At 41.2% G+C, this 24,425-nt stretch carries 26 protein-coding genes; 18 read left to right on the plus strand and 8 right to left on the minus strand.

Annotation, left to right across the window (positions count from 1 at the left end):
• From oadA to NYR63_RS07395, 9 genes are all read left to right on the plus strand, one after another.
• Complete coding sequence (oadA, locus tag NYR63_RS07355) at positions 1–1,806, plus strand: sodium-extruding oxaloacetate decarboxylase subunit alpha (protein WP_279456953.1); 1,806 nt, start codon at positions 1–3, stop codon at positions 1,804–1,806.
• A 16-nt stretch (positions 1,807–1,822) separates the two neighbouring features.
• A complete protein-coding gene (locus NYR63_RS07360; RefSeq protein WP_279456954.1) occupies positions 1,823–3,127 on the plus strand; it encodes an oxaloacetate decarboxylase subunit beta in 1,305 nt (434 codons plus the stop codon).
• 132 nt (positions 3,128–3,259) lie between these two features.
• Positions 3,260–3,583 (plus strand): zinc ribbon domain-containing protein YjdM, encoded by a 324-nt coding sequence (locus NYR63_RS07365; protein ID WP_279456955.1) that lies wholly within the window; start codon positions 3,260–3,262, stop codon positions 3,581–3,583.
• Positions 3,584–3,754: 171 nt separating this feature from the next.
• Positions 3,755–5,155, plus strand: a complete 1,401-nt coding sequence (locus NYR63_RS07370; RefSeq protein WP_279456956.1) for a cytochrome c peroxidase — start codon at positions 3,755–3,757, stop codon at positions 5,153–5,155.
• Between the two features lie 255 nt (positions 5,156–5,410).
• On the plus strand, positions 5,411–6,718 hold the full coding sequence (ugpB, locus tag NYR63_RS07375; protein ID WP_279456957.1) for a sn-glycerol-3-phosphate ABC transporter substrate-binding protein UgpB: 1,308 nt from the start codon (positions 5,411–5,413) through the stop codon (positions 6,716–6,718).
• A 68-nt stretch (positions 6,719–6,786) separates the two neighbouring features.
• Positions 6,787–7,662 (plus strand): sn-glycerol-3-phosphate ABC transporter permease UgpA, encoded by an 876-nt coding sequence (gene ugpA / locus NYR63_RS07380; protein ID WP_279456958.1) that lies wholly within the window; start codon positions 6,787–6,789, stop codon positions 7,660–7,662.
• Positions 7,663–7,664: 2 nt separating this feature from the next.
• Entirely contained in the window at positions 7,665–8,513 is an 849-nt protein-coding gene (ugpE, locus tag NYR63_RS07385) for a sn-glycerol-3-phosphate ABC transporter permease UgpE (protein ID WP_279456959.1), read from the plus strand.
• A gap of 20 nt (positions 8,514–8,533) precedes the next feature.
• On the plus strand, positions 8,534–9,634 hold the full coding sequence (locus tag NYR63_RS07390; protein ID WP_279456960.1) for an ABC transporter ATP-binding protein: 1,101 nt from the start codon (positions 8,534–8,536) through the stop codon (positions 9,632–9,634).
• A 46-nt stretch (positions 9,635–9,680) separates the two neighbouring features.
• Positions 9,681–10,415 carry a glycerophosphodiester phosphodiesterase family protein gene (locus tag NYR63_RS07395; protein ID WP_279456961.1) on the plus strand — a complete coding sequence of 245 codons (735 nt, stop codon included), beginning with the start codon at positions 9,681–9,683 and terminating at the stop codon, positions 10,413–10,415.
• Between the two features lie 38 nt (positions 10,416–10,453).
• On the opposite strand, the gene yggU is transcribed toward NYR63_RS07395, so the two are convergent.
• From yggU to yceD, 8 genes are all read right to left on the minus strand, one after another.
• A complete protein-coding gene (gene yggU / locus NYR63_RS07400) occupies positions 10,454–10,759 on the minus strand; it encodes a DUF167 family protein YggU (protein ID WP_279458544.1) in 306 nt (101 codons plus the stop codon).
• A complete protein-coding gene (locus NYR63_RS07405) occupies positions 10,759–11,292 on the minus strand; it encodes a YggT family protein (protein WP_279456962.1) in 534 nt (177 codons plus the stop codon). The genes yggU and NYR63_RS07405 overlap by 1 nt, the downstream gene beginning before the upstream one ends.
• A 123-nt stretch (positions 11,293–11,415) precedes the next feature.
• A complete protein-coding gene (locus NYR63_RS07410) occupies positions 11,416–11,757 on the minus strand; it encodes a YggL family protein (RefSeq protein ID WP_005598541.1) in 342 nt (113 codons plus the stop codon).
• Between the two features lie 55 nt (positions 11,758–11,812).
• Positions 11,813–12,565 (minus strand): tRNA (guanosine(46)-N7)-methyltransferase TrmB, encoded by a 753-nt coding sequence (gene trmB / locus NYR63_RS07415; protein WP_279456963.1) that lies wholly within the window; start codon positions 12,563–12,565, stop codon positions 11,813–11,815.
• Positions 12,566–12,612: 47 nt separating this feature from the next.
• Complete coding sequence (locus NYR63_RS07420; RefSeq protein WP_279456964.1) at positions 12,613–13,563, minus strand: beta-ketoacyl-ACP synthase III; 951 nt, start codon at positions 13,561–13,563, stop codon at positions 12,613–12,615.
• A gap of 11 nt (positions 13,564–13,574) precedes the next feature.
• On the minus strand, positions 13,575–14,609 hold the full coding sequence (gene plsX, locus NYR63_RS07425; RefSeq protein ID WP_279456965.1) for a phosphate acyltransferase PlsX: 1,035 nt from the start codon (positions 14,607–14,609) through the stop codon (positions 13,575–13,577).
• 24 nt (positions 14,610–14,633) lie between these two features.
• Positions 14,634–14,804: a 50S ribosomal protein L32 gene (rpmF, locus tag NYR63_RS07430; protein ID WP_005598552.1), complete on the minus strand. Its 171-nt coding sequence runs from the start codon at positions 14,802–14,804 to the stop codon at positions 14,634–14,636.
• Between the two features lie 17 nt (positions 14,805–14,821).
• Positions 14,822–15,346: a 23S rRNA accumulation protein YceD gene (yceD, locus tag NYR63_RS07435; RefSeq protein ID WP_279456966.1), complete on the minus strand. Its 525-nt coding sequence runs from the start codon at positions 15,344–15,346 to the stop codon at positions 14,822–14,824.
• Between the two features lie 219 nt (positions 15,347–15,565).
• Between yceD and NYR63_RS07440 the strand changes: the two genes are divergently transcribed.
• The 9 genes from NYR63_RS07440 to manA all read left to right on the plus strand — a co-directional run bounded on the left by NYR63_RS07440 (position 15,566) and on the right by manA (position 24,388).
• Complete coding sequence (locus tag NYR63_RS07440) at positions 15,566–16,360, plus strand: cytochrome C assembly family protein (protein WP_279456967.1); 795 nt, start codon at positions 15,566–15,568, stop codon at positions 16,358–16,360.
• A gap of 92 nt (positions 16,361–16,452) precedes the next feature.
• Entirely contained in the window at positions 16,453–17,715 is a 1,263-nt protein-coding gene (locus NYR63_RS07445) for an HlyC/CorC family transporter (protein WP_279456968.1), read from the plus strand.
• A gap of 377 nt (positions 17,716–18,092) precedes the next feature.
• Positions 18,093–19,607, plus strand: coding sequence for a sodium-dependent transporter (locus tag NYR63_RS07450; protein WP_279456969.1), 1,515 nt, complete (start codon positions 18,093–18,095; stop codon positions 19,605–19,607).
• Between the two features lie 10 nt (positions 19,608–19,617).
• Entirely contained in the window at positions 19,618–19,710 is a 93-nt protein-coding gene (locus tag NYR63_RS07455; protein ID WP_279456970.1) for a methionine/alanine import family NSS transporter small subunit, read from the plus strand.
• Positions 19,711–19,993: 283 nt separating this feature from the next.
• Positions 19,994–20,965: a PTS mannose transporter subunit IIAB gene (manX, locus tag NYR63_RS07460; RefSeq protein ID WP_279456971.1), complete on the plus strand. Its 972-nt coding sequence runs from the start codon at positions 19,994–19,996 to the stop codon at positions 20,963–20,965.
• Between the two features lie 12 nt (positions 20,966–20,977).
• Positions 20,978–21,778, plus strand: coding sequence for a PTS mannose/fructose/sorbose transporter subunit IIC (locus NYR63_RS07465; RefSeq protein ID WP_279456972.1), 801 nt, complete (start codon positions 20,978–20,980; stop codon positions 21,776–21,778).
• 13 nt (positions 21,779–21,791) lie between these two features.
• The gene (locus tag NYR63_RS07470; protein WP_005598569.1) at positions 21,792–22,628 is read left to right on the plus strand and encodes a PTS mannose transporter subunit IID; all 837 of its coding nucleotides are present in this window, start codon (positions 21,792–21,794) and stop codon (positions 22,626–22,628) included.
• Between the two features lie 99 nt (positions 22,629–22,727).
• On the plus strand, positions 22,728–23,186 hold the full coding sequence (locus NYR63_RS07475) for a DUF986 family protein (RefSeq protein ID WP_279456973.1): 459 nt from the start codon (positions 22,728–22,730) through the stop codon (positions 23,184–23,186).
• Entirely contained in the window at positions 23,183–24,388 is a 1,206-nt protein-coding gene (gene manA / locus NYR63_RS07480; RefSeq protein ID WP_279456974.1) for a mannose-6-phosphate isomerase, class I, read from the plus strand. The genes NYR63_RS07475 and manA overlap by 4 nt, the downstream gene beginning before the upstream one ends.
• Positions 24,389–24,425 lie beyond the last annotated feature (37 nt).

Below are 24,425 nucleotides of genomic sequence, written 5' to 3' on the forward strand. Positions count from 1 at the left end.
ATGACTACTCAAAATAAAAAAATTGCGATTACTGATGTTGTTTTACGTGACGCACACCAATCTTTATTTGCGACACGATTACGCTTAGACGATATGCTACCGATTGCAGCCGAATTGGATAAAATCGGTTATTGGTCTTTAGAAGCATGGGGCGGTGCAACATTTGATAGCTGTATCCGTTTTTTAGGCGAAGATCCTTGGGTACGTTTGCGTGAATTAAAAAAAGCAATTCCGAATACACCACTGCAAATGTTATTACGCGGACAAAATTTATTGGGTTACCGCCATTATGCGGATGATGTGGTAGATCGTTTTGTAGAACGTTGTGTAAAAAACGGTATGGATGTATTCCGTGTATTCGACGCGTTAAATGACCCTCGCAATATGCAGGCTGCATTACAATCGGTTAAAAAACACGGCGGGCATGCACAAGGCACGTTAAGCTATACCACCAGTCCGGTACACACCTTACAAACGTGGTTAGACGTAACCGAACAATTATTGGAAATCGGGGTAGATTCACTTGTTATCAAAGATATGTCAGGTATCTTAACCCCAATGGCTGCGTACGAATTAGTCAGTGAAATTAAGAAACGTTATGACGTAGAGCTTCACTTACACTGCCACTCAACCACTGGTATGGCGGAAATGGCATTATTAAAAGCGATTGAAGCAGGTGTTGATGGTGTGGATACTTCTATTTCTTCAATGTCCGGTACTTACGGTCATCCGGCAACCGAATCTATTGTCGCAACACTTCAAGGCACACCTTATGACACCGGTTTAAATATTCCTCAACTTGAAAAAATCTCAGCTTACTTCCGTGACGTTCGTAAAAAATATGCGAAATTTGAAGGTCAGTTACGTGGTGTAGACAGCCGTATTTTAGTAGCACAAGTGCCGGGCGGTATGCTAACCAACCTTGAAAGCCAGTTAAAACAACAAAATGCAAGTGACAAACTTGATCTTGTATTACAAGAAATCCCTCGCGTCCGTGAAGATCTCGGTAATATTCCACTTGTGACGCCAACTTCACAAATCGTCGGTACTCAAGCAGTCATGAACGTGTTAATGGGCGAGCGTTATAAAACTATCGCCAAAGAAACTGCCGGTATTTTAAAAGGCGAATACGGTCGTACGCCTGCACCGGTTAATAAAGTACTACAAGAACGTGTGCTTGAAGGTGCTACGCCGATTACCGATCGTCCGGCAAACCATATCGCCCCGGAAATTGACAAATTAGTAGCGGAAGTAACTGCACAGGCTAAAGAGAAAGGCATTACGCTTTCAGAAAATGCGATTGATGACGTGCTAATCGTGGCGTTATTCCAACAAGTCGGTTGGAAATTCTTAGAAAATCGTAATAATCCGGCAGCATTCGAACCGGCTCCGACTGCAGAATCCGCTAAACCGGTTCAGGCAGCAGCACCAAAAGCACAACCGCAATCAGGTCCTGCAGTTTATACAGTTGAACTTGAAGGCAAAGCCTTTGTCGTGAAAGTAAGCGAGGGTGGTGATATTACTAATATTGCACCGACAGCACCAGCTACCGCACCACAAGTTGTAGCACCGGCTGCTGCAACCAGTGCAAATGCTGAACCGGTTAAAGCGCCGATGGCGGGTAACATTCTTAAAGTGGAAGTAAGCGAAGGTCAGCAAGTGGCGGAAGGTGATGTGTTACTCATTCTTGAAGCAATGAAAATGGAAACACAAATTTGTGCAGCCAAAGCCGGTAAGGTTCAAGGTATTGCGATAAAACAAGGTGATGTCGTTGCCGTTGATCAAGTATTAATGAATCTTGCTTAAACAATAGGGAGTTGATATGGAAAGTATTATCGCTCTGTTTCAGGGCATGGGCATTATGCATATGGAGCTAGGACAAGCCATTATGATTGCGGTAAGTCTATTATTGCTCTGGCTTGCAATTGCCCGTGGCTTTGAACCGCTCCTTTTACTACCTATAGGCTTCGGCGGTTTGTTATCTAATATTCCGGAAGCCGGTTTGGCAATGACCGCTTTAGATAATCTGTTACATCACGGCACAACCGAACAATTTGCGATTATCGCTGCAAAAGTGAATAGCGCAAGTTTGGATGTAAACAGTATTAAAGAAGCGATTGCATTAGCCGCACCTTCGGTACAAAACGAGTTAGAAGTGATTGCCGGAGATATGGGCTATACCGCCGGTGTGTTAGCGTTATTCTATAAAGTGGCAATCGGTTATGGGGTTGCTCCGCTCATCATCTTTATGGGTGTCGGTGCAATGACAGATTTCGGTCCGCTATTAGCCAACCCTCGTACGCTCTTATTAGGTGCAGCGGCACAATTCGGCATTTTCGCCACCGTACTCGGTGCTTTAGGTTTGAACTGGTTAGGTATTATTGACTTTACCCTACCGCAAGCGGCCGCGATTGGTATTATCGGTGGTGCGGACGGCCCGACCGCAATCTATCTGGCAAGTAAACTTGCGCCTGAATTACTCGGTGCGATTGCAGTAGCGGCTTACTCTTATATGGCGCTAGTACCGTTGATTCAGCCGCCGATTATGAAAGCGTTAACTACAGATGCCGAACGTAAAATCCGTATGGTGCAATTACGCACAGTAAGCAATCGAGAAAAAATTCTGTTCCCGATTATCTTGCTCTTACTCGTGGCGTTATTATTGCCAGATGCGGCACCGTTACTCGGTATGTTCTGTTTCGGTAACTTAATGCGTGTCAGCGGTGTGGTAGAACGTTTAAATGATACGGCTCAAAACGCGCTGATCAATATCGTGACGATTTTCCTTGGCTTATCGGTCGGTGCGAAATTAGTGGCGGATAAATTCCTACAACCACAAACCTTAGGCATTTTAGTATTAGGGGTGATTGCTTTCGGTATCGGTACCGCCAGCGGTGTATTAATGGCGAAATTGATGAACAAGTTCAGCAAAAATAAAATTAACCCGCTTATCGGTTCTGCCGGTGTTTCTGCCGTGCCAATGGCAGCACGTGTATCAAATAAAGTCGGTTTGGAATATGACAAACAAAACTTCTTATTAATGCACGCTATGGGACCAAACGTAGCCGGTGTAATCGGTTCTGCAATCGCAGCCGGTGTAATGTTGAAATATATTGCGGCAATGTAGCTATAGATATTGAGCATAAAGCGGTCTATTTTGAAGAAATTCTTGCAAATTTCTCCTCAAAACAGACCGCTTACTTTTTATGGCGTTTCATTATAAAATAACGACCTTTTATAACATTGAGGATTTACTTTTATGACATACCCTGCTTGCCCGAAATGTAAAGGCGAAAATACTTATCACGATTCTATTCAATTTGTTTGCCCTGATTGTGCTCACGAATGGACGGGCGAAGAAATTGAAGAACAAGATGAAGACCAGCTAATTGTAAAAGATAGCAACGGTAATTTATTAGCTGACGGTGATGATGTACTGTTAATTAAAGATTTAAAACTCAAAGGTTCGTCCGAAGTATTGAAAAAGGGTACGAAATTCAAAGGTATCCGCTTAGTGAATGGTGACCATAACGTAGATTGCGGCAAAATTATGCTGAAATCCGAATTTCTGAAAAAAGCATAATTTACCTATTCATTTAACAGATTTTAAACGCTCACTTCGGTGGGCGTTTTTCTTTCATCGTTTATACTTATTATTGAGATAGTTATTATAGATTAAAACTATTGATCATACTCAAAAAATATATCACTCTTTTTAGGGATAATGTAATCTCAATTTCAAGGAGATTTATTTATGAAAAAATATTTACTTTCGGCATTAGCCGCTGCCGGCATCGGCTATTTCTCACTGGTGGGTTATGCCTATTGGTTTGACAAAGAGCAAGCGCCTAAATTATTGGCATCCGCAGATTTACCCGAATCGCATAAAGCGGTAGCTGGAGTGATGTTCGAAAACGGTTGTCAATATTGTCACTCACCTAATGTTGAATTACCGGCTTATACCAAATTACCTATTGCAGGTCAGGTTATCGCTGAAGATATTGAAAAAGGTATTAAGTTCTTCCGTCTTGATCACCTTATCGAAGGAATGAAAGATCCGAGCAAACTTTCAGAAGCTGATCTTGCTAAATTAGAACAAGTTATTCGCAACGATGAAATGCCGGTTGCTAAATATATTCATGTACACTGGGGTTCACGTCCTGACGAAGCTCAGAAAAAAATCATTTTAGATTGGATCACAGCGCAACGCCAAGCGCATTTCCTACCTAAAGCGGAAGGCGCAGACGCTACCCGCTTAGTTCAACCGATTCCTGATAAATTAGCGACAGATCCGCATAAAGTCGCTTTAGGTGAAGGACTTTATTTTGACGGACGTTTGTCTGATGACGGTACGATTCAATGTCATACTTGTCACCAACTTGCACAAGCAGGGGTGGATAATTTACCAGTATCGGAAGGGATTAACGGTCTAAAAGGCGGGATCAACGCACCTACGGTATTTAATGCCGCATTTAATAAATGGCAATTCTGGGACGGTCGTGAGAAAACCTTAGCGGATCAAGCGGGCGGTCCACCGGTAAACCCGGTTGAAATGGGTTCAAAAAACTGGGATGAAATTCTCGCCAGACTCAGTAAAGACGAAGAATTTATGAAACGTTTCCACGAGATTTACCCGACTCTTACGCAAGCGAACGTCACCGATGCAATCGGTGAATATGAAAAAACGCTTATTACGCCGAACAGTGCATTCGACCGCTTCTTAAAAGGCGAGCAAAATGCGCTAACCGACGTACAAAAACGTGGCTATGAACATTTCAAAAATGCGAAATGTGATACTTGCCATACCGGTACGGCAATGGGCGGACAATCATTCGAATATATGGGCTTATATGCCGATTACTTCAAAGATCGCGGTACGGAATTAACCGAAGCGGACCAAGGACGTTATGCCTTTACGAAAGATCCGAGCGATATGCATCGCTTCAAAGTACCGACTTTACGTAACGTAGCATTAACCGCACCATATATGCACGATGCAACTGCGAAAGACTTAAAAGAAGCGGTTCGTATCATGGGTATTTACCAAAGCAATAAGAACTTCTCTGAAACCGAACTCAATGAGATTGTTGCTTTCTTAGAATCACTGACCGGTGAATTCAAAGGTAAATTACTAACCAATGAAAAAATGAAATAATTTCATATAAAAACAAGCGGTGGGATTTCTGCAAGATTTTGCAAAAATGCCACCGCTTTTTCTTACTTTCTTTTCGATATTACATATCCGAAATTATTTATCCTATTAGGTTTTTATCCTAGTGAGAGCATAAAAACCTCGCACTTTACTTTTTTAATCTGTCATTAAGTTGCCATAATTCCTTGTTATCTTTGTTACATGCCAATGCACATATGTGGATTTGAACTAACAGAATTAACGATAGCGAGGTAAAAAATGAAACGCTTATTCACCAAAACCGCATTAATCACCGCCGTTGCTTTAAGTACACCGGCTTACGCCGTAACAGAAATTCAGTGGTGGCACTCTATGGGAGGCGCATTAAACGAATGGGTCAATGATTTAGCCCAGCAGTTTAATGAGAGCCAACAGGAATATAAAGTTGTTCCGGTTTTCAAAGGTGAATATCCCGAATCTATGGCAGCCGGTATTGCAGCAGTAAGAGCAGGTAATGCCCCGGACATTTTACAAGTATATGAAGTGGGTACGGCTTCTATGATTTATGCGAAAGATGTAACGAAGTCCGTATCTCAAATCATGAAAAATGCCGGTGTGAAATTTAGCCCGTCCGATTATATCCCCGCTGTTAGCAGTTACTACACCGCCCCTAACGGTGAAATGTTATCTCTTCCATTCAATAGCTCCACAACCGTTCTCTACTACAATAAAGATAGTTTCAAAAAAGCCGGTTTAGATCCTGAAAAAGCGCCCAAAACTTGGAAAGATGTACGTGACGTGACAGAACAATTGAAAAAATCAGGGAGTTCTTGTCCGCTTACTGTTTCTTGGACAGGTTGGACACAATTAGAAAGTTTTTCAGCATGGCACGATGTACCCTTTGCAACGAAAAATAACGGTTTCGACGGCTTAGATACCGAATTGGCTTTCAATTCTCCATTGCACGTTCGTCATATTGATAATTTAGCGGATATGGCGAAAAACGGACTATTTATTTATAAAGGTCGTGAAAGTGCTTCACAACCGGCTTTCGTATCAGGTGAATGTGCGATTTTCATCGGTTCGTCAGGTTCTTATTCCGGCATTAAGCGTGATGCTAAATTTACTTTCGGGGAATCGACGTTACCTTATTACGAGGATGTGAAAGGTGCGCCGCAAAATACGATTATCGGTGGTGCAAGCTTATGGGTACTCGCCGGCAAACCCGAATCTCACTATAAAGGTATTGCACAATTCTTCGATTTCCTTTCTCAGCCTCAAGTCCAAGCAAATAGCCATATGCGTACCGGATATTTACCGGTTACGTTAAAAGCGTATGAAATCACGGAACAATCCGGTTTCTATAAACAAAATCCGGGAACAGATGTGCCGGTAGAGCAAATGGTACGCAAAACAACCGAACGTACTCGTGGTATTCGTCTAGGTAATATGCCTCAAATTCGTACGATTGTAGATGAAGAACTGGAACAAGTTTGGAGTGGCAAAAAAACGGCACAACAAGCGTTAGATAGTGCTGTAAAACGCGGTAATGAATTACTGGAACGTTTTAGAGCCGTTAATAAATAATCTACCTATATTCTCCCATTTAGGACTTATCCGAATGGGAGATATTGCTTTTATACGTAGGAAGAAATATGACTCGATATACAGGATACCGTTTTCTGCCTTGGTTCTTATTGATGCCCCAATTGCTGATTATCGGTATTTTTTTCTATTGGCCGGCGATACAAGCGTTGTATCAATCATTTCAAATGCAAGATATATTCGGTACCACGACTTATTGGGTAGGCTTGGATAATTTTAAACGTCTTTGGCATGATCCAACGTATTGGGATTCAATTTATACCACCCTTTATTTTTCCTTATGGGTAACTTTGCTTGCCTTGCTTCTCTCTTTACTGACCGCATTCTTTATGTACAGAGTCGTAAAAGGTGCAGTCTATTACCGTACATTTTTAATTTTACCTTATGCCATATCGCCAATTATCGTAGGCGTTTTATGGGCATTTATGTTTTCTCCTTCTTTCGGTGTAATTGCCTATCTCTTAAAACATATCGGCATTGACTGGAACCATCAAATGAACGACTCACAAGCGATGTGGTTGGTCATTCTCGCATCCGTTTGGAAACAAATTTCTTATAATTTTCTATTTTTCTACGCCGGATTACAGGCAATTCCCAAATCGCTTATTGAAGCCGCAGCCATTGATGGCGCCGGACCGTGGAAACGTTTTTTTACGATTCAGTTACCGCTGTTATGGCCGACGACATTCTTTCTCTGCGTAATTAATATCGTCTATGCCTTTTTTGATACCTTCGCCATTATCGATTCACTAACCAAAGGCGGACCGGGAAAATCGACATCGACCTTAGTTTATCGTATTTATGTAGAAGGCTTTATGTCTATGGATTACGGCAGCTCTGCGGCCCAATCCGTCATCTTAATGGCGGCAGTATTACTACTTACTCTCATTCAATTCCGCTATATGGATCAAAAAGGAGGGCATTAATTATGGTTGAAAATCGCCCTTGGTTAAATTTTTTCTCCCATTGCAGCCTATGGCTTGCTATTTTACTGATCTGTTTCCCGATCTATTTGGCTTTTATCGCTTCTACCCATACGGCAACAGATGTTGTAGCCGTGCCGATATCGCTATTGCCCGGTGATCAACTGATACAAAATTATACCACTGCGCTTGTCGGCAATGATTCCTCAGACGGTGCATTATCCGTATCTCGTATGTTATGGGTAACATTTACCATGACGCTCTTAATCGCAATAGGCAAAATCAGTATTTCTTTATTATCCGCCTTTGCGATTGTGTATTTCCGCTTTCCGCTACGAGGGCTGGTTTTCGGACTCATATTCGTAACTTTAATGTTACCGGTTGAAGTTCGGATTATTCCGACTTATGAAGTCGTAGTGAACCTAGGTATGATCAATAGCTATGCCGGATTAACCATTCCACTCATAGCCTCCGCTACAGCTACATTCTTATTTCGCCAATTCTTCGCCACCGTACCGCAAGAATTGTTGGAAGCGTCAAAAATGGACGGTGCAAAAGCAATGACATTTTTTAAAGATATTCTCGTCCCGCTTTCTATACCTAGTATTGCGGCATTATTTGTCATTCAGTTTATCTATGGTTGGAACCAATACCTATGGCCCTTGCTAATGACTACAAGTGAAGAGATGTTTTCACTCGGTATCGGTTTACGTCAAATGATAGATTCCGGCGGTGGACCAATTAACTGGAATATTGTGATGGCAAGCGTCATTTTAATGCTGATTCCTCCGACCGTCGTGATCTTATTGATGCAAAAATGGCTTGTTAAAGGGCTTATTGATTCAGAAAAATAATTATTCAAGGAAATAATGTTATGGCAACACTAGTGTTAAAAAATATCACGAAACATTACGGCACGACGAAAAAACCTCAAGATTTAATTTTAAAAGGCATTGATATACAAGTTGAACCGGGGGAATTTATTGTAGTCGTCGGACCGTCCGGCTGCGGTAAATCCACCTTATTAAGAATTGTTGCAGGCTTAGAAACGCCGACAAGCGGTGAAATTATCATCGGAAATTGCAATGTGACCGAATTAGAGCCGTCACAACGTAATATTGCCATGGTGTTTCAAAATTACGCTCTCTATCCGCACATGACGGTACGTGAAAATATGTCTTACGGAATCAAGTTAGCGAAAATGCCGGCGGAAGAAATTGAGCAACGTATTGCCGAAGCCGCCAAAATGCTAGATATCGAAGCCCATTTAGATAAGAAACCGAAAGAATTATCGGGCGGACAGCGGCAACGTGTTGCAATGGGTAGAGCCATTGTGCGTAAACCACAATTATTTCTGTTTGATGAACCGCTCTCAAATTTAGATGCAAAATTACGTACATCGACACGCTTAGAAATTCGCCGCCGTCATAATAAAATCGGCGTAACTTCACTCTATGTTACCCATGACCAAACGGAAGCAATGACTCTGGCGGATCGTATCATTGTGATGAATAAAGGGAAAATCGAGCAATTTGATACGCCAGAGAATATTTTTTCTTATCCGGCATCGACATTTGTCGCAAACTTCATCGGTTTACCTGCCATGAATCTATTAAAAGTCCAAGTGAAACAGCATAGGGTTTATTGTGACGGGCAACTATTAAGAGGCGTACCCGTACCGATCAGCATACAAGTACAAGAGGACAGTGATTGGATCTTAGGTATTCGACCCGAGCATATCCGCCTTCTGGATCAAGTAAACGAAACTAGCTGGGAAAGCCATATTTCTACCAGCGAATTGCTTGGCTCGGAACAACTCATTTATGCTGAATTGGGGCAACAGCCGATCATTATTCGTCATAACCAAATCCGCTCAGAACTGTTGCATCATGCTACTGCCGGTGTATTTCATATTGAAGCCGATTTCTCCCAACTACATTGGTTTAATGCGACAACAAATTTACGTCAGGCATAATATAAGAAACTAACGAATTGATATAAAAAGAAAATAAGGATTAACAATGCAATATCCATATCCAAAAATTATCGCCCACCGCGGCGGCGGAAATCAAGCTCCGGAAAATACATTGGCGGCATTTCAACTAGGTATTCAACGAGGATACCGAATGTTTGAATGTGATGCCAAACTTTCTGCCGATGATCTGCTGTTTTTATTACATGATAATACGCTTGAACGCACAACATCAGGACAAGGTAGTGCCAAAATCAATTGGGAACAATTGAACCGACTTGATGCCGGTAGTTGGTTCGGTACAAACTTTACTCAAGAACCCATTCCGCTATTAGAAAGTATTGTACATCTTGTACTGGATAATCATGCTTTTCTTAATGTAGAAATTAAACCAAACCCGGGACAAGATTATAAAACGGGCATGCAATGTGCGAAATTCTTACAACGATTTATCACCTCGGAAGGTATTTGTCCGTTTCTTCTCTCTTCATTTAGCGAAGAAGCCTTACAAGGAGCTTACGATGCGGAAACTACTATTCCTCGCGCATTATTACTGGATAAATGGCGTGATTCGGCATGGGAAAGTATCAGTGCTTTGGAATGTAGCGGCTTTGTACTGAATTATAAAATCGCCACTTCAGAACTTGTTGCCAAATGCCATGCAATTAAACGATTTGTTATGGTTTATACCGCAAATAACGAACAGGATATTAAAACTCTATTTGATAACGGAGTGAACGGCATCATTACTGATAATATGAACCTGGCGAATAGCTTTAATTAATAAACATAGTTCACTAAACATAGTAACGTTTCAGTGAACTATGCTCCTTTATTAAACAACGCCTCAATTTCCTTCGGAAGCAATTTCGGTTCCGGTACGAACAATTGTTTGTGCCGTTGCAGCTCACCTTTCTCCAGCACAATACTGCTTTTGGGCACTTTAAATAACTTGCTTAAATATTTTAATAAATGCGCATTTGCCGCCCCATCAACCGGCGGTGCGGTAATCGCAATTTTAAGTTCGTTATCGTGTAAGCCGACAATTTGATCGCGACTTGCCTTCGGTTGTAAAAAAATCCGCAGGCGGATGCCACACGGATTTTCAATACGTTCTACCGCTTCCATTAAGCGATCGCCCAAAGCACGCCAAATACGCTATAGAAAAGGTTATTTAGCAGAATTAAGCCGAAACCGAGTACCATTACTGAAAAGTCTAACATACCGGTACGCGGTAATAATTTACGGATAAAACCTAATACCGGCTCGGTAATTTGAGCTACCATATAATCTAACGGATGATCGCCACGTGTGACCCAACTCATTAAGGCACGAATTAACGTGGTGAAAAACAAAATCTGCCCGAAAGTTTTTACTACGCCTAATAAGCCTGCTAATACCGCCATTGCAACCGGTACGCCTAGCACAAATTTCTCGAATGCAAGTAATACGAGTGCAATCAGTAATGCGGCGAAATTGATGTTTTTTACGGTCGGAATCACTTTACTTACCGGATTCACTAAGGGTGAAGTAAGGCGTAAAAGTGATTGGGATAACGGCATATAAGGATCAACTTGGCAGAATTGCAGCCAAGTACGTAAAATTAATACGAAGCTAAAAAAGCCGATAATGATTGAAAGAACAGGGGCTAGAAATTCCATCTATCTTCCTCTTATAAAAAATATCTCTATAAACTATTCGGGCGGGAATACACCCGCCCTCATGATAGAAAGCGGTCGGATTTTGCCATTTTTTTGCAAAATTTAACCGCTTGTCGCTCAACATTAGCCTTGAACCGGGTAGTCCCACCAGATGTCGAATAAATCGCTTACTTCAACCTGAGTTAAGCCGTTATTTTCTAACCAAGTTTTTACTAATTGTTGGTGTGATTCATCACATTTGCCTAATTTTTCTAAGCAAACTAAACCTTCCCAGTGTAAGTAACCGCTACCTTCATAAGCTAAACCGTTTGGTTTGATTACTTCTGCGATAAAACGATCTACGGTTAAATCAATTTGATCAATCCCTGTGTTTTCCGCAAATTGGAATTTTACTAAGAAACCTAATTCTTGGAATTCTGCTAAGTGCATTTTTTTACGCTGACGCGCGTTACGTTGAATAGCCATTTGTATCTCCCCTTATTTAATGAGAATGGATAGTTAAAATTAATCGTTAAACCGATTATGCTTGTTTAACGAAATATAAGTCCCACACACCGTGTCCAAGACGATGACCGCGTTCTTCAAACTTGGTTAAAGGACGGAAATCCGGGCGTGGAATAAAATCATTGGTTGCCGAGGTATTGCGTAACTCTTTCTCAAATTGACGTAATACTTCTAACATATGTTCTGCGTAGTTTTCCCAGTCGGTTGCAAAATGGATAAAGCCGTTATCGCCTAATTTAGTCAGCACTCGAGTGATAAACTCCGGCTGTACGATACGGCGTTTATGGTGTTTCGCTTTTTGCCACGGATCCGGGAAATAGAGTTGTAAACCGCCAAGCGAACCGTCGGCAATCGCATCACGTAAAATTTCCGTTGCATCATGGCAAATCACACGCAAGTTTTTTACACCTTTTTCTACGGCATAAGCAATACAAGCACCGACACCCGGCGTATGTACTTCAATGCCGATGTAGTTACGATCCGGATTTTGTTCCGCCATTTCAACTAAAGAACGTCCCATACCGAAGCCGATTTCTAGCACGACCGGATTATTGTTACCGAAAATCTGTTCAAAATTGAAAGGTGTATTTTGATAATCTAAACCGAGGTTCGCCCAGTTGTTATTCATCATATCACGTTGGTAATCGCTCAAACGTCCGGTACGCAACACGAAACTACGTACTTTACGAAGGTAACGACCGTCTTCGGTAAATTCGGCTTGTTCTACGGTTTTACGTTTTTTATCTGCAAAAGTTTGTTTTTCTGACATTTGTAAAAATTCTATCTTTTTTGACCGCTTGTTAGAAACAAGATTGATTAAAAACGAATAAGAGCGGAACCCCAAGTCCAACCGCCGCCAAATGCTTCAAGCAGTAATAATTGACCGCGTTGAATACGTCCGTCACGCACCGCTTCATCTAATGCAACTGGAACGGTTGCCGCACTGTTATTACCGTATTTCTCAACGGTTAATACCACTTGCGACATATCCATTTCGAGTTTTTTCGCGGTTGCGGCAATAATACGAATATTCGCTTGGTGAGGAACTAGCCAGTCTAAATCCGATTTTTGTAAGTTATTGGCTTCAAGGGTTTCTTCCACCACGCTTGAAAGCTGACCTACCGCCAATTTAAAGGTGGCGTTGCCTTGCATTTGAATAAAGCCGGATTTTTCATCACCACGCTTTTGTGCCGGTAAAGCAAGCATATATTCAGTATCGGAAGACGAATGTAAATGAGTCGAAATAATACCCTGCTCTTCACTTGCTTCAAGAATAACCGCACCGGCTCCATCACCGAATAACACGACGGTACTGCGATCGGTTTCATCCAATGCTCGAGAATTTAAATCCGAACCGATGACAAGCGTTTTTTTCACTTTACCGGTACGCACAAATTGATCAGCAACACTTAACGCATAGACAAACCCCGTACAAGCAGCCGCGACATCAAAAGCAATCGCATCTTGGATGCCCAGCATCCCCTGAATTTGGCAAGCCGCACTCGGATAGGCGTGCGAGTTAGTCGTTGTACCGACGACAATAAGATCAATCTCATTGTGATCGATCTTCGCCATTTCCAATGCTTTTTTAGCCGCTTGCGCTCCCATTGTCGCAACAGTTTCATCTGCGGCAGCAATACGACGTTCTTTCATACCGGAACGGGTGAAAATCCACTCATCGGTCGTATCGACCATTTTTTCTAAATCAGCATTAGTACGAATTTGTGCAGGTAAATAACTCCCTGTTGCTAGAATTTTGCTGTACATATTTCGATTCTCTATAAATTTTGATGTAATCTGTTTAAACCTTGTGAAATTTTATCAGGAATTCCGTACCTAATCTGCCCGATTGCGTGATCTATCGCATAAAAATATGCATTTACTCCGGCTCCGCCATGACTTTTTACCACAACCGAAGATAACCCGAGTAAGGTCGCACCATTGTGGCGATCCGGATTGATTTGCTGTAATTTCCGATAATAACGGTAGAAAATCGCACGCAATAAATAACGTTTAGCCGTTTGGCAAAGATGAGAATCGGGCGTCGGCTTTTTCAATAAGGTAAGGATATTTTTAGCCGCACCTTCCAAGGCTTTTAAAGCAATATTACCACTAAAACCGTCACAAACGATTACATCCGCAAAATGATTCATTAATTTGTCGCTTTCAATAAAGCCGATGTAATTTAAATCCTGTCGCTGCTTAAGCAACTGATGCGTATCACGGATAATTTGATTACCTTTATTTTCTTCGGTGCCGATATTCAATAATGCCAAACGGGGATAAACCAAATCTAACATCACTTCGGCAAAAATATTGCCCATTTCCGCAAATTGACATAATAATCGGCTGTCTGCTTCCACATTCGCACCGAGATCCAACATCACGCTCGATTTACCGTTCATACTTGGAATTAACGTTGTCAATGCGGGGCGTTCAATATTCGGCAAAGGCTTTATCAGTAATTTGGCTAAGCCCATCAATGCTCCGGTATTTCCTCCGCTTACACAACCTTGCGCCTCTCCTCTCGCTACGGCTTCTAACGCCAGTCTCATAGAACTGCCCTTACTCTGACGTAACGCTTGAGTAAAAGAAATATCCGCCTCGATAATACGGGAGGTATGCACAAAACTAATACGTTGCTGCTGTGTAATCGGGAGAGAATTAAGTAATGGGGAACATTGGCTCTGATCGCCGAATAGAACAAAAGATAACATTGGATTCTTTTCCAATGCTAAAGATAATGCCGGGATAGTAATACGGGGACCAAAGTCCCCGCCCATCACATCTAACGCAAGGGTTAGACGATTCAACTGATACCTCGAAACTAACCGAGATTATTTGTTGATTACTTTACGACCACGGTAGTAACCATCAGCAGTTACGTGGTGACGTAAGTGAGTTTCACCAGTTGTTTTATCTACTGAAACTGCTGCTGTTGTTAATGCATCATGTGAACGACGCATATCACGACGTGAACGAGATTTTTTATTTTGTTGAACAGCCATTGGCTATACTCCTAGATCTAGTTTTTCTTTAAATTAGCTAATACAGCGAACGGGTTAGGTTTTTTCGCCAATTCTTCCGGCAATTCGCCAAACACCTGTTCACTCACGGACACTTCACAGTGTTCTTCACTATGCATCGGGACTAGAGGCAATTCGATGATAAACTCATCTTCAATCATATCTAGTAAATTTACTTCACCGAACTCGTTTACTTCGATAGGTTCATAAATTTCGGGCAAATTGTCCGCCTGATCCATATTGGACACTGGACTGAAACAAAATGAACAGTCAAGCGTTTGTGTAAACGGGTTACCACATCGTTGGCAATCAAATTCCACTTCAACTTTCGCCGTACCTTTAATAACGGTTAAGCGTTGCGGATCGATATATAACGAGAGAGTAACTTGTGCATCGCTTAGCACATTGCTCACAGATTCACCCAAACGACTAAAAAGACTACGTGAAATGTAGCCTTCGTAATCCATTCGACGCTGCGCGTCTTTATATGGGTCAATGGTGAGGGGTAGTTTTACCTTTTGCATAGGGTGTGCATATTACAGATAGAAAGCAAAATAGTCAAAGAGAAAATCGGATTTTTAAAAAATATCTCATAAGCTAAACTAAATAAGCGGAACCTCTTTGACATAAGGTAAACTTTAAGAAATTTTTCACGTCTAACCATAGCAAAAAGGCAATAAAACTGGTAATTTGATTACTCGTATCTGAAAACTATTCTTATTTTGAATTTAAACGGGATGACAATGTTATTTGCGATTTTAGCAATGCTGGCTTATGTTGCCGCATTATTATGGGTTACCCCCACACTCGTCAATTTAGAAAACCAAACCGGTGATAAAAAACCGAATATTAAAGCGGTTTTTGGATTCGGCTTACTTGCCATATTCTTCCACGCAATAAATTTATCACAAGAATTGGTACTAAACGGGGTTGGTCAGAATTTTTCGCTTTCCAATGTAAACTCGATGATGAGCTTACTACTGAGTGCTTTCGCAACACTTGCCTTACCCCGTTGGAAAACCATTTGGTTTCCGTTAATGGTGGTCTATACCTTCGGGATTTGTAGCGTAGCAGCATCAACCTTTGCCAGCGGAAACTTTATCAAGAACATTACGCAAAATACCGGGCTTATTTTCCATTTAGGTATTGCGATTTTTTCCTACGCACTCTTTTTCTTAGCCTTAATTTATGCTTTCCAATTAAAATGGTTGGATAATAAACTGAAAAGCAAAAAAGCGGTCTTCTGCAGTATGCTGCCACCGCTGATGACGGTAGAACGTCACTTTTTCACACTCACGTTAGCGGCTCAAGCATTACTGACAATCACTCTGATTTCGGGCATGATTTACCTACATAATTTCTTTGCGCCGGAACAAATCCATAAGGCAATATTTTCGTTCCTTGCTTGGATTGTTTACAACATCCAACTTTTAGGCCAATGGAAATTCCGTTGGCGTGGAAATCGGGTGCTAATTTATTCGATTTTAGGTACAATATTATTGACCGTCGGTTATTTCGGTAGTCATGTGATTTCATAATCACGATAGGAAGCGGTTGAGTTTTCAGAATTTTTTGCAAATTTTCATTCAAATTCGACCGCTTAACGATTCATTTACATAGGATTTTTATTTTGGACAGTATTCCCCTGAGTACTCTTTTTATTACACTCGCAATTCTTCTATTCCTTTCTGCGTTTTTCTCAAGTTCCGAAACGGGGCTTATGTCGCTGAACCGCTATAAAATGCGCCACCTTGCCGAAAACGGACATAAAGGGGCGAAACTGGCGGAGAAGCTGCTCAACAAAACGGACGTTTTACTCAGTCTTATCCTTATTTGTAACAACTTAGTCAATATCGCCGCATCCGCTATTGCGACAATGATCGGTATGCGTTTAGCCGGTGATGCCGGCGTAGCGATTGCAACCGGTGCGCTAACCTTTGTGATGTTGGTATTCTCGGAAATTCTGCCTAAAACGATAGCGGCGATTTATCCGGAAAAAATCGGATTCTTTGCCAGTTATATCTTAACGCCGTTAAAAAAATTATTAATGCCGCTGGTGTTTTTTATGAACTTAATCATTAACGGCTTAATGAAGTTATTACGCGTTAAAAAAGATGAAAATACCGGATTAAGTGCCGAAGAACTTAGAGGCGTGGTATTAGAAGCGGGTAAATTTATTCCGACCGAACACCAAGAAATGTTAATTTCTATTCTAGATATGGAAAAGGTAACGGTTGAAGATATTATGGTGCCTCGTAACGATATCGGTAGTATTGATATTGACGACGACTGGAAATCGATTATGCGCCAGCTCAACCACGCCGCCCATGCCCGAGTCGTTCTTTATAAAGGGAATATGGATAAAAATATCATCGGTATGTTACGCGTACGAGAGGCTTTCCGTTTACTTTTAGAAAAAGACGAACCGAGTAAGGAAACGCTAATTCGAGCGGTTGATGAAGTTTATTTTATTCCGGAAGGAACGCCTTTAACGACGCAATTAATGAACTTCAAAAGTAATAAAGAGCGTATCGGTTTAGTCGTGGACGAATACGGCGATATTAAAGGTTTAGTTACCTTGGAAGACATTCTTGAAGAGATTGTCGGTGAATTTACCACTTCTACCACACCGACCATAGAAGAAGAAGTAAAACAACAATCCGACGGCTCCGTCATTATTGACGGCTCTGCCAATCTACGTGATTTGAATAAATTATTTGATTGGAATCTACCTGTTGATGAAGCCAGAACATTTAACGGTTTGATTTTGGAACATTTAGAAAAAATTCCGGATGAAGATACTCAATTTAACTTGTATAACCTTAAAATCACCATTCTCGAAGTAAGCGATAATATGGTTAAACAAGCCAAAGTCGAACCGTTACAAGATTAATCCTTTCCTTATATAAGCGGTGGAATTTGCAAAAAAGATTGTAAATTCCACCGCTTTCTTATTTATACCAAGAGACCTAAAGCATATTTTTTAACCAAACAAATTTAACGTGATTATGCTAACTCCTTTGGACAGCGTTTATATAAGAAACTACCCAGCACCAACAAATAGATTTTTATTCTAAAATAATACAACAAAGTTAGAATAATAAACTATTTAACACTCTATAACCACTACCTTCATTTTATTTTTATCTATTTACTTCCCAATAAATCTTAGGCATATTCACTGCATACTAAGCATTTTCAATGACATATTGGCATTGCGAATAACTATTACAACTCGACATAAATAAAATTAAATTTGAGGTATATCTCATGTCTTCCAACACTACATCTAATATAAAGCGCGCTACATTTTCCGGTCGTAATGCCTTTATTATGGCGGCGATCGGCTCAGCGGTCGGCTTAGGTAACATCTGGCGATTTCCATACACCACTTATGAAAACGGCGGTGGTGCCTTTATTATTCCTTATATCGTCGCGCTTTTAACCGCCGGTATTCCGTTATTATTTTTAGATTTTGCAATTGGGCATCGTCACCGTGCGGCGGCTCCGCTTTCTTTCCGCCGCTTAAATCAACACTTTGAAGTTTTCGGCTGGTGGCAAGTTTTAGTCAATGTCATTATCGGCATTTATTATGCCGTCGTCCTTGGTTGGGCTGCGGTTTACACCTATTTTTCTCTTACAAAAGCTTGGGGAGATAAACCGGTTGATTTCTTTGTCGGCGAATTTCTTAAAATGGGGGATATTGCTAACGGTATCAGCTTTGATTTTGTCGGTATGGTTGTCGGCCCGCTTATCGCCGTATGGATTATCGCATTAATCGTATTGGCATTAGGGGTAGAAAAAGGGATTGCTAAAACATCAAGTATTTTGATGCCGGTTTTAGTCGTGATGTTTATTATCTTGGTGATTTCGTCGCTATTCTTACCGGGAGCGACCAAAGGTTTAGATGCGCTATTTACTCCGAATTGGGAAAAATTGGCGGATCCTAGCGTATGGATTGCCGCATACGGTCAGATCTTCTTTTCGCTCTCCATTTGCTTCGGGATTATGATTACTTATTCATCTTACTTGAAAAAGGACTCTGATCTTACCGGTACCGGTATGGTGGTAGGTTTCGCAAACTCCAGTTTCGAAGTATTGGCGGGAATCGGGGTATTCGCCGCTTTAGGGTTTATGGCAATGGCATCCGGTCAAGAAGTCAGTGAAGTTGCCAAAGGCGGTATCGGCTTAGCTTTCTTTGCTTTCCCGACAATCATCAATGAAGCACCGATGGGAACATTACTCGGCGTATTGTTCTTCGGCTCCTTAACCTTTGCCGCTTTAACCTCATTTATCTCAGTAATTGAAGTAATTATCGCCGCCGTCCAAGATAAACTCAAATTAGGACGTGTTACATCAACCTTTGCGGTCGGTTTACCGATGATGTTGGTTTCCGTTATCTTGTTTGGTACTACAACAGGATTACCGATGTTGGATGTAATGGATAAATTCGTGAACAACTTCGGTATCGTAGCGGTCGCATTCGTTTCATTAGTGGCAATTATTGCCAAAGGTAAACTTAGCACGCTTGGACACCATATCAACAAAACTTCTTCGCTCAAAGTCGGCACTTTATGGCGCTTATGTGTCATCATCACAACCGGCGTATTGGCATTTATGTTATTTAGCGAAATTATCAAAGTCGTTCATGAAGGTTATGAAGGCTATCCGAGCTGGTTTATCAATATTTTCGGCTGGGGAATGGCAGTCAGCTTAATCTTAGTCGCCTTCTTACTCTCTCGGTTGAAATGGCAGAATGAAACCGAATTTAAAGTAGAACAATAGGAGAAAGCAAATGAGTACTTCAGCAGTTATTATGATGTGTGTTGCATTAATCATTATCTGGGGCGGATTAGTCCTTGCCGTAAAACGATTACCGAAAGAATAACTTTCTCATATCTATACCTTAAAACGAATACCGTTATTCCTTATAGGAATAGCGGTATTTTTTGTGTTTTACTCACATCACTGCAGATAATTATTTTTACAAGTAAAGTTAATGAATTGTATAGATTTGGTTATATAACATACAAAAATACCCTTTAAATGAGATACTGATCACAATTTAGAAAATTCACAATTGTTTTGTGTAAATTTTCATCTAGAATTTACTCCGATTTTCACTCTATTTGAAAAAACAGTTTCTAAAAAATCCCATTAAGGAGTAAAAAATGAGTATTGCTATTATCATAGCAACCCACGGTGTCGCCGCCGAACAGCTTCTCAAAACGACCGAGATGCTGATTGGTGAACAGTCCGATGTTGCTTATATAGATTTCGTCCCCGGTGAGAATGCTGAAACCATTATGGGGAAATATCAAGCTAAACTCGCTAACGAATTGGCACACTGCGATGAAGTATTATTTTTAGTCGATACATGGGGCGGCAGTCCGTTTAATGCGGCAAATCGAACTATCGACGGTAAACAAAATATGAATATCGTTACCGGTGTTAATGTGCCGATGTTAGTCGAAACTTTTATGGCGCGCGACGATGGCCCGTCGTTAGATGAACTGGTTGAAATCGCTTTAGAGGCCGGTCGTTTAGGTGTTCGAGCATTAAAAGAGCAAGAACAAACGGCGGTAGAACCGGAAGTTAAACCCGCTCCGGTCGCTCAACCGACAACGGTACAAAATAACGGAATCGGGCATTTAACAATCGGTTTGGCACGTATTGACGACCGATTAATTCACGGACAAGTTGCAACACGTTGGACAAAGGAAAGCAGAGTCACTCGCATCGTTGTCGTTAATGATGATGTGGCTAAAGATACGGTACGTTCAACTATGCTGAAAAGCGTTGCGCCTCCCGGGGTAACTGCACACGTAGTACCTGTCGATAAAATGATTCGTGTGTATAACAATCCCGAATATGCCGGCGAACGTATGATGTTACTTTTCACTAATCCGACCGATGTCGTACGTTTAGTAAATGCGGGAGTCGCATTCGAATCGGTTAATATCGGCGGTATGGCATATAAAGACGGTAAACAAATGATTACCTCTGCGGTTTCGGTAGATGAGCAAGACATTGATGCTTTCAAAACATTAGATGCCAAAGGTATCGAGCTGGATGTACGTAAAGTATCGAACGATGCTCGCCAGTATATGATGGACTTATTAAAGAAAAACAGCTTAATCTAGAAGGAAACTAAAATGGAAATTTCAACGTTACAAGTCATTCTTGTCTTCCTCGTATCCTGTATTTGCGGGGCGGGTTCTATTCTCGATGAATTCCAGACTCATCGTCCGTTAATCGCTTGTACTTTAATCGGTTTGGTATTAGGTGATGTGAAAACCGGCGTTATCGTCGGCGGTTCTCTCGAATTATTAGCCTTAGGTTGGATGAATATCGGTGCGGCACTCGCACCGGATGCGGCATTAGCGTCCGTGATCTCAACTATCCTCGTAATTGTCGGCGGACAAGATATTGCAACCGGTATCGCCGTTGCGATTCCGTTAGCGGCTGCCGGTCAGGTTTTAACTTATGTTGTCCGTGCTATTACCGTCGGTTTCCAACACGCTGCGGATAAATCGGTATTAGACGGTAATCTCAACCGTTTAGACTGGATTCATTTCGGCGCATTGATGTTACAAGCTATGCGTATCGCTATCCCTGCGCTAATTGTAGCATTAACTGCCGGTACGGATGTAGTACAAACCATGTTAAATGCGATTCCGGAAGTAGTGACTACCGGTCTGAAAATTGCGGGCGGTTTCATTGCGGTTGTCGGTTATGCAATGGTTATCAATATGATGCGAGCAGGCCATTTAATGCCTTTCTTCTATGCAGGTTTCGTTATTGCCGCATTTACAGACTTCAACTTAGTTGCGCTCGGCGTATTAGGTACGATTATGGCAATCCTTTATATTCAAATTCATCCGAAATATAACAAAAGCCAACAAGTCGTCGTTGCTGCAAGCCAAAATGATGACCTTGATAACAGATTAGATTAATGGAGAAAATAAAATGACAAACGAAATTAAAAAAGTAACGCAAAGCGATTTAAATGCAGTTGTTCTCCGCTCTAATCTGTTCCAAGGTTCATGGAACTTTGAACGAATGCAGGCACTTGGTTTTATGTATTCAATCTCACCGGTTATCAAACGTTTATATCCGGATCCTAATTCGCAAGAACGCAAAGATGCGATCAAACGCCATCTTGAATTCTTTAACACTCAACCTTTCGTTGCCGCACCGGTATTAGGGGTGACCATCGCGATGGAAGAAGAGCGTGCAAACGGTAAAGCGATTGATGATGCGGCAATCAACGGTATTAAAGTCGGTCTTATGGGACCGTTAGCCGGTGTAGGCGACCCGATTTATTGGGGAACCGCTCGTCCGGTATTTGCCGCACTCGGTGCGGGTATTGCCTTAACCGGTAGTATCTTAGGCCCGATTTTATTCTTCGTTTTATTTAACCTTGTCCGTTTGGCAACACGTTACTACGGCGTGACTTACGGTTACAAAAAAGGTTTGGATGTCGTACAAGATATGAGCGGCGGCTTATTACAGAAATTAACCGAGGGAGCTTCTATCCTAGGTTTATTTATTATGGGTGCACTTGTTCAGAAGTGGACAAGTATTAATGTTCCGCTTGTCGTATCCACCATTAAAATGCAAGACGGTGTTGAACAAACTACAACCATCCAACAAATACTCGATAGCTTAATGCCGGGATTATTACCGTTATTACTAACATTCGCTTGTATGTGGTTATTACGTAACCGTGTAAACGCACTTTGGATTATCCTTGGCTTCTTCGTCATCGGTATCTTAGGAGCGGCAACAGGTGCATTAGCTTAATCAACATTCAAAAAAAATAAGCGGTCATATTTTTATCAAATTTTGCAAATTTTTGACAAAAAATGACCGCTTGTTTCTTTTCATTTTCGGATCGCACGAATGACAAATTTTATTCTTTTAGTCGGTATTATCGCCGTAATACTCTTTGCCGTTTATGATCAAAGTATTATGCTGAAATTAAAAGGCGAAACCAAACTTGCCGTACGTTTACAGAAACAAGTCAAAGCCGATGCTTGGATTCTGATCGGTTTGATTATTCTGCCGATCATTTACGGTATTCAAAACGGTATCGAAGCATTAACCATTTACTTGTTAGCCTTTTCGATTATACTTTGTATTTATACTGCTTTTTTACGTTCGCCTTATTTGTTATTAAAAGAAAGCGGGTTCTTCTTTGGCAATGTCTTTTTTGAGTATAAAAATATCGTACAAATCAATTTGGCCGACAATAACATCTTAGTTATTGATTTAAAAAGCGGCAGACGTTTACTGGTACGTATTCAGGATAAAGAGGATATTGAAAAAGTGGTGAATTTCTTCGGAGGATATAAACAATGATTTTTAAATTAAGAGGGAAATTTCAGCATTATGTTTGGGGCGGTATGAATTTCATCCCGAACTTTCTGAAATTAACTGAAGCCGATGATAAACCTTATGCCGAATATTGGTTGGGGGCTCATCCCGTCGCACCGTCTGAAATTCTTTTCGAACAAAATTGGCTCCCTCTGGATAAAGTGCTTGAAACGACACCCGAATTACTCGGTGAAAAAATTCGTAGTCAATTCGGTGACACACTACCCTATCTATTGAAAATCTTAGATATAAAACAACCGCTTTCCATCCAAGTTCATCCGACTAAAAATGAAGCGGAGTACGGATTCGAACAAGAAAACCTACGTAATATTCCGCTTAATGCGCCGAACCGAATTTATAAAGATGCCAATCATAAACCTGAAATGATGATTGCATTATCGGACGTATGGGCGTTACACGGCTTCAAACCGTTGCTTGAAATCCAAGCCAGCCTTCAAGAACACGATTCTCTCAAACCTATCGCTCAAGCCTTGGAAGAAAAAGGTCTGCCGCTTGTTTATGCGGATATTATGCAAGCCGATAAACAGCAACTTGCTCAATGGATCTTACCGGTGGTTGAAGCTAAACGAGAAGAATATCAAGCGGATAAACTTAAATTGGACAATCCCGATTATTGGGTGTGTTACATTGTAGAAAATATGCAATCGCCGCTTGAAGAAATTGACGGCGGTTTGATTTGTTTCTACTTTTTCAATATTGTCCATATGAAAAAAGGCGAAGGCTTATATCAAGGGGCGGGTTTACCGCATGCTTATTTACGCGGTCAGAATATTGAATTAATGGCAAATTCGGATAACGTTATTCGAGGCGGTTTAACCCCGAAATATATTGATGTTCCCGCATTATTGCATTCCATCGACTATCGTGCGATTACTCCGAAAATTATTCCGCCTTATCAAGAAAACGACGGTTTCATTCATCTTTATCCGACGCCCGAAGCGAAAGATTTTGCGCTACAACATATGCAATTCAACGCATTTGACGAAGAAAACTTCACGGCAGACTGCGCAAGTATTTTACTGGTGATGAAAGGTAGCATTTATATCGATCTCGGTGAAGAGTCCATTTATTTGCAGCAAGGCGAATCTATTTTTATCGCAGCACAAAACCAAGTAGAAATTATTGCCGAATCAGACGGGTATGCAGTCATTGCAACCGTGCCGTAAATCTGACAATATATACCATAATATATTTACTTAGATT

It is taken from the genome of Actinobacillus genomosp. 1 (assembly GCF_029774175.1).
GTDB lineage: Bacteria > Pseudomonadota > Gammaproteobacteria > Enterobacterales > Pasteurellaceae > Actinobacillus.

What these genes read in the sequence shown, in the direction of transcription:
- oadA (WP_279456953.1), top strand. Translation starts at nt 1, where the DNA reads ATGACTACTCAAAATAAAAAAATTGCGATTACTGATGTTGTTTTACGT.
- NYR63_RS07455 (WP_279456970.1), top strand. Translation starts at nt 19,618, where the DNA reads ATGAGTACTTCAGCAGTTATTATGATGTGTGTTGCATTAATCATTATC.
- NYR63_RS07365 (WP_279456955.1), top strand. Translation starts at nt 3,260, where the DNA reads ATGACATACCCTGCTTGCCCGAAATGTAAAGGCGAAAATACTTATCAC.
- NYR63_RS07465 (WP_279456972.1), top strand. Translation starts at nt 20,978, where the DNA reads ATGGAAATTTCAACGTTACAAGTCATTCTTGTCTTCCTCGTATCCTGT.
- NYR63_RS07475 (WP_279456973.1), top strand. Translation starts at nt 22,728, where the DNA reads ATGACAAATTTTATTCTTTTAGTCGGTATTATCGCCGTAATACTCTTT.
- NYR63_RS07360 (WP_279456954.1), top strand. Translation starts at nt 1,823, where the DNA reads ATGGAAAGTATTATCGCTCTGTTTCAGGGCATGGGCATTATGCATATG.
- NYR63_RS07470 (WP_005598569.1), top strand. Translation starts at nt 21,792, where the DNA reads ATGACAAACGAAATTAAAAAAGTAACGCAAAGCGATTTAAATGCAGTT.
- NYR63_RS07450 (WP_279456969.1), top strand. Translation starts at nt 18,093, where the DNA reads ATGTCTTCCAACACTACATCTAATATAAAGCGCGCTACATTTTCCGGT.
- ugpB (WP_279456957.1), top strand. Translation starts at nt 5,411, where the DNA reads ATGAAACGCTTATTCACCAAAACCGCATTAATCACCGCCGTTGCTTTA.
- yceD (WP_279456966.1), bottom strand. Translation starts at nt 15,346, where the DNA reads ATGCAAAAGGTAAAACTACCCCTCACCATTGACCCATATAAAGACGCG.
- NYR63_RS07395 (WP_279456961.1), top strand. Translation starts at nt 9,681, where the DNA reads ATGCAATATCCATATCCAAAAATTATCGCCCACCGCGGCGGCGGAAAT.
- NYR63_RS07440 (WP_279456967.1), top strand. Translation starts at nt 15,566, where the DNA reads ATGTTATTTGCGATTTTAGCAATGCTGGCTTATGTTGCCGCATTATTA.
- NYR63_RS07420 (WP_279456964.1), bottom strand. Translation starts at nt 13,563, where the DNA reads ATGTACAGCAAAATTCTAGCAACAGGGAGTTATTTACCTGCACAAATT.
- NYR63_RS07390 (WP_279456960.1), top strand. Translation starts at nt 8,534, where the DNA reads ATGGCAACACTAGTGTTAAAAAATATCACGAAACATTACGGCACGACG.
- rpmF (WP_005598552.1), bottom strand. Translation starts at nt 14,804, where the DNA reads ATGGCTGTTCAACAAAATAAAAAATCTCGTTCACGTCGTGATATGCGT.
- NYR63_RS07370 (WP_279456956.1), top strand. Translation starts at nt 3,755, where the DNA reads ATGAAAAAATATTTACTTTCGGCATTAGCCGCTGCCGGCATCGGCTAT.
- manX (WP_279456971.1), top strand. Translation starts at nt 19,994, where the DNA reads ATGAGTATTGCTATTATCATAGCAACCCACGGTGTCGCCGCCGAACAG.
- trmB (WP_279456963.1), bottom strand. Translation starts at nt 12,565, where the DNA reads ATGTCAGAAAAACAAACTTTTGCAGATAAAAAACGTAAAACCGTAGAA.
- NYR63_RS07410 (WP_005598541.1), bottom strand. Translation starts at nt 11,757, where the DNA reads ATGGCTATTCAACGTAACGCGCGTCAGCGTAAAAAAATGCACTTAGCA.
- ugpE (WP_279456959.1), top strand. Translation starts at nt 7,665, where the DNA reads ATGGTTGAAAATCGCCCTTGGTTAAATTTTTTCTCCCATTGCAGCCTA.
- yggU (WP_279458544.1), bottom strand. Translation starts at nt 10,759, where the DNA reads ATGGAAGCGGTAGAACGTATTGAAAATCCGTGTGGCATCCGCCTGCGG.
- ugpA (WP_279456958.1), top strand. Translation starts at nt 6,787, where the DNA reads ATGACTCGATATACAGGATACCGTTTTCTGCCTTGGTTCTTATTGATG.
- NYR63_RS07405 (WP_279456962.1), bottom strand. Translation starts at nt 11,292, where the DNA reads ATGGAATTTCTAGCCCCTGTTCTTTCAATCATTATCGGCTTTTTTAGC.
- manA (WP_279456974.1), top strand. Translation starts at nt 23,183, where the DNA reads ATGATTTTTAAATTAAGAGGGAAATTTCAGCATTATGTTTGGGGCGGT.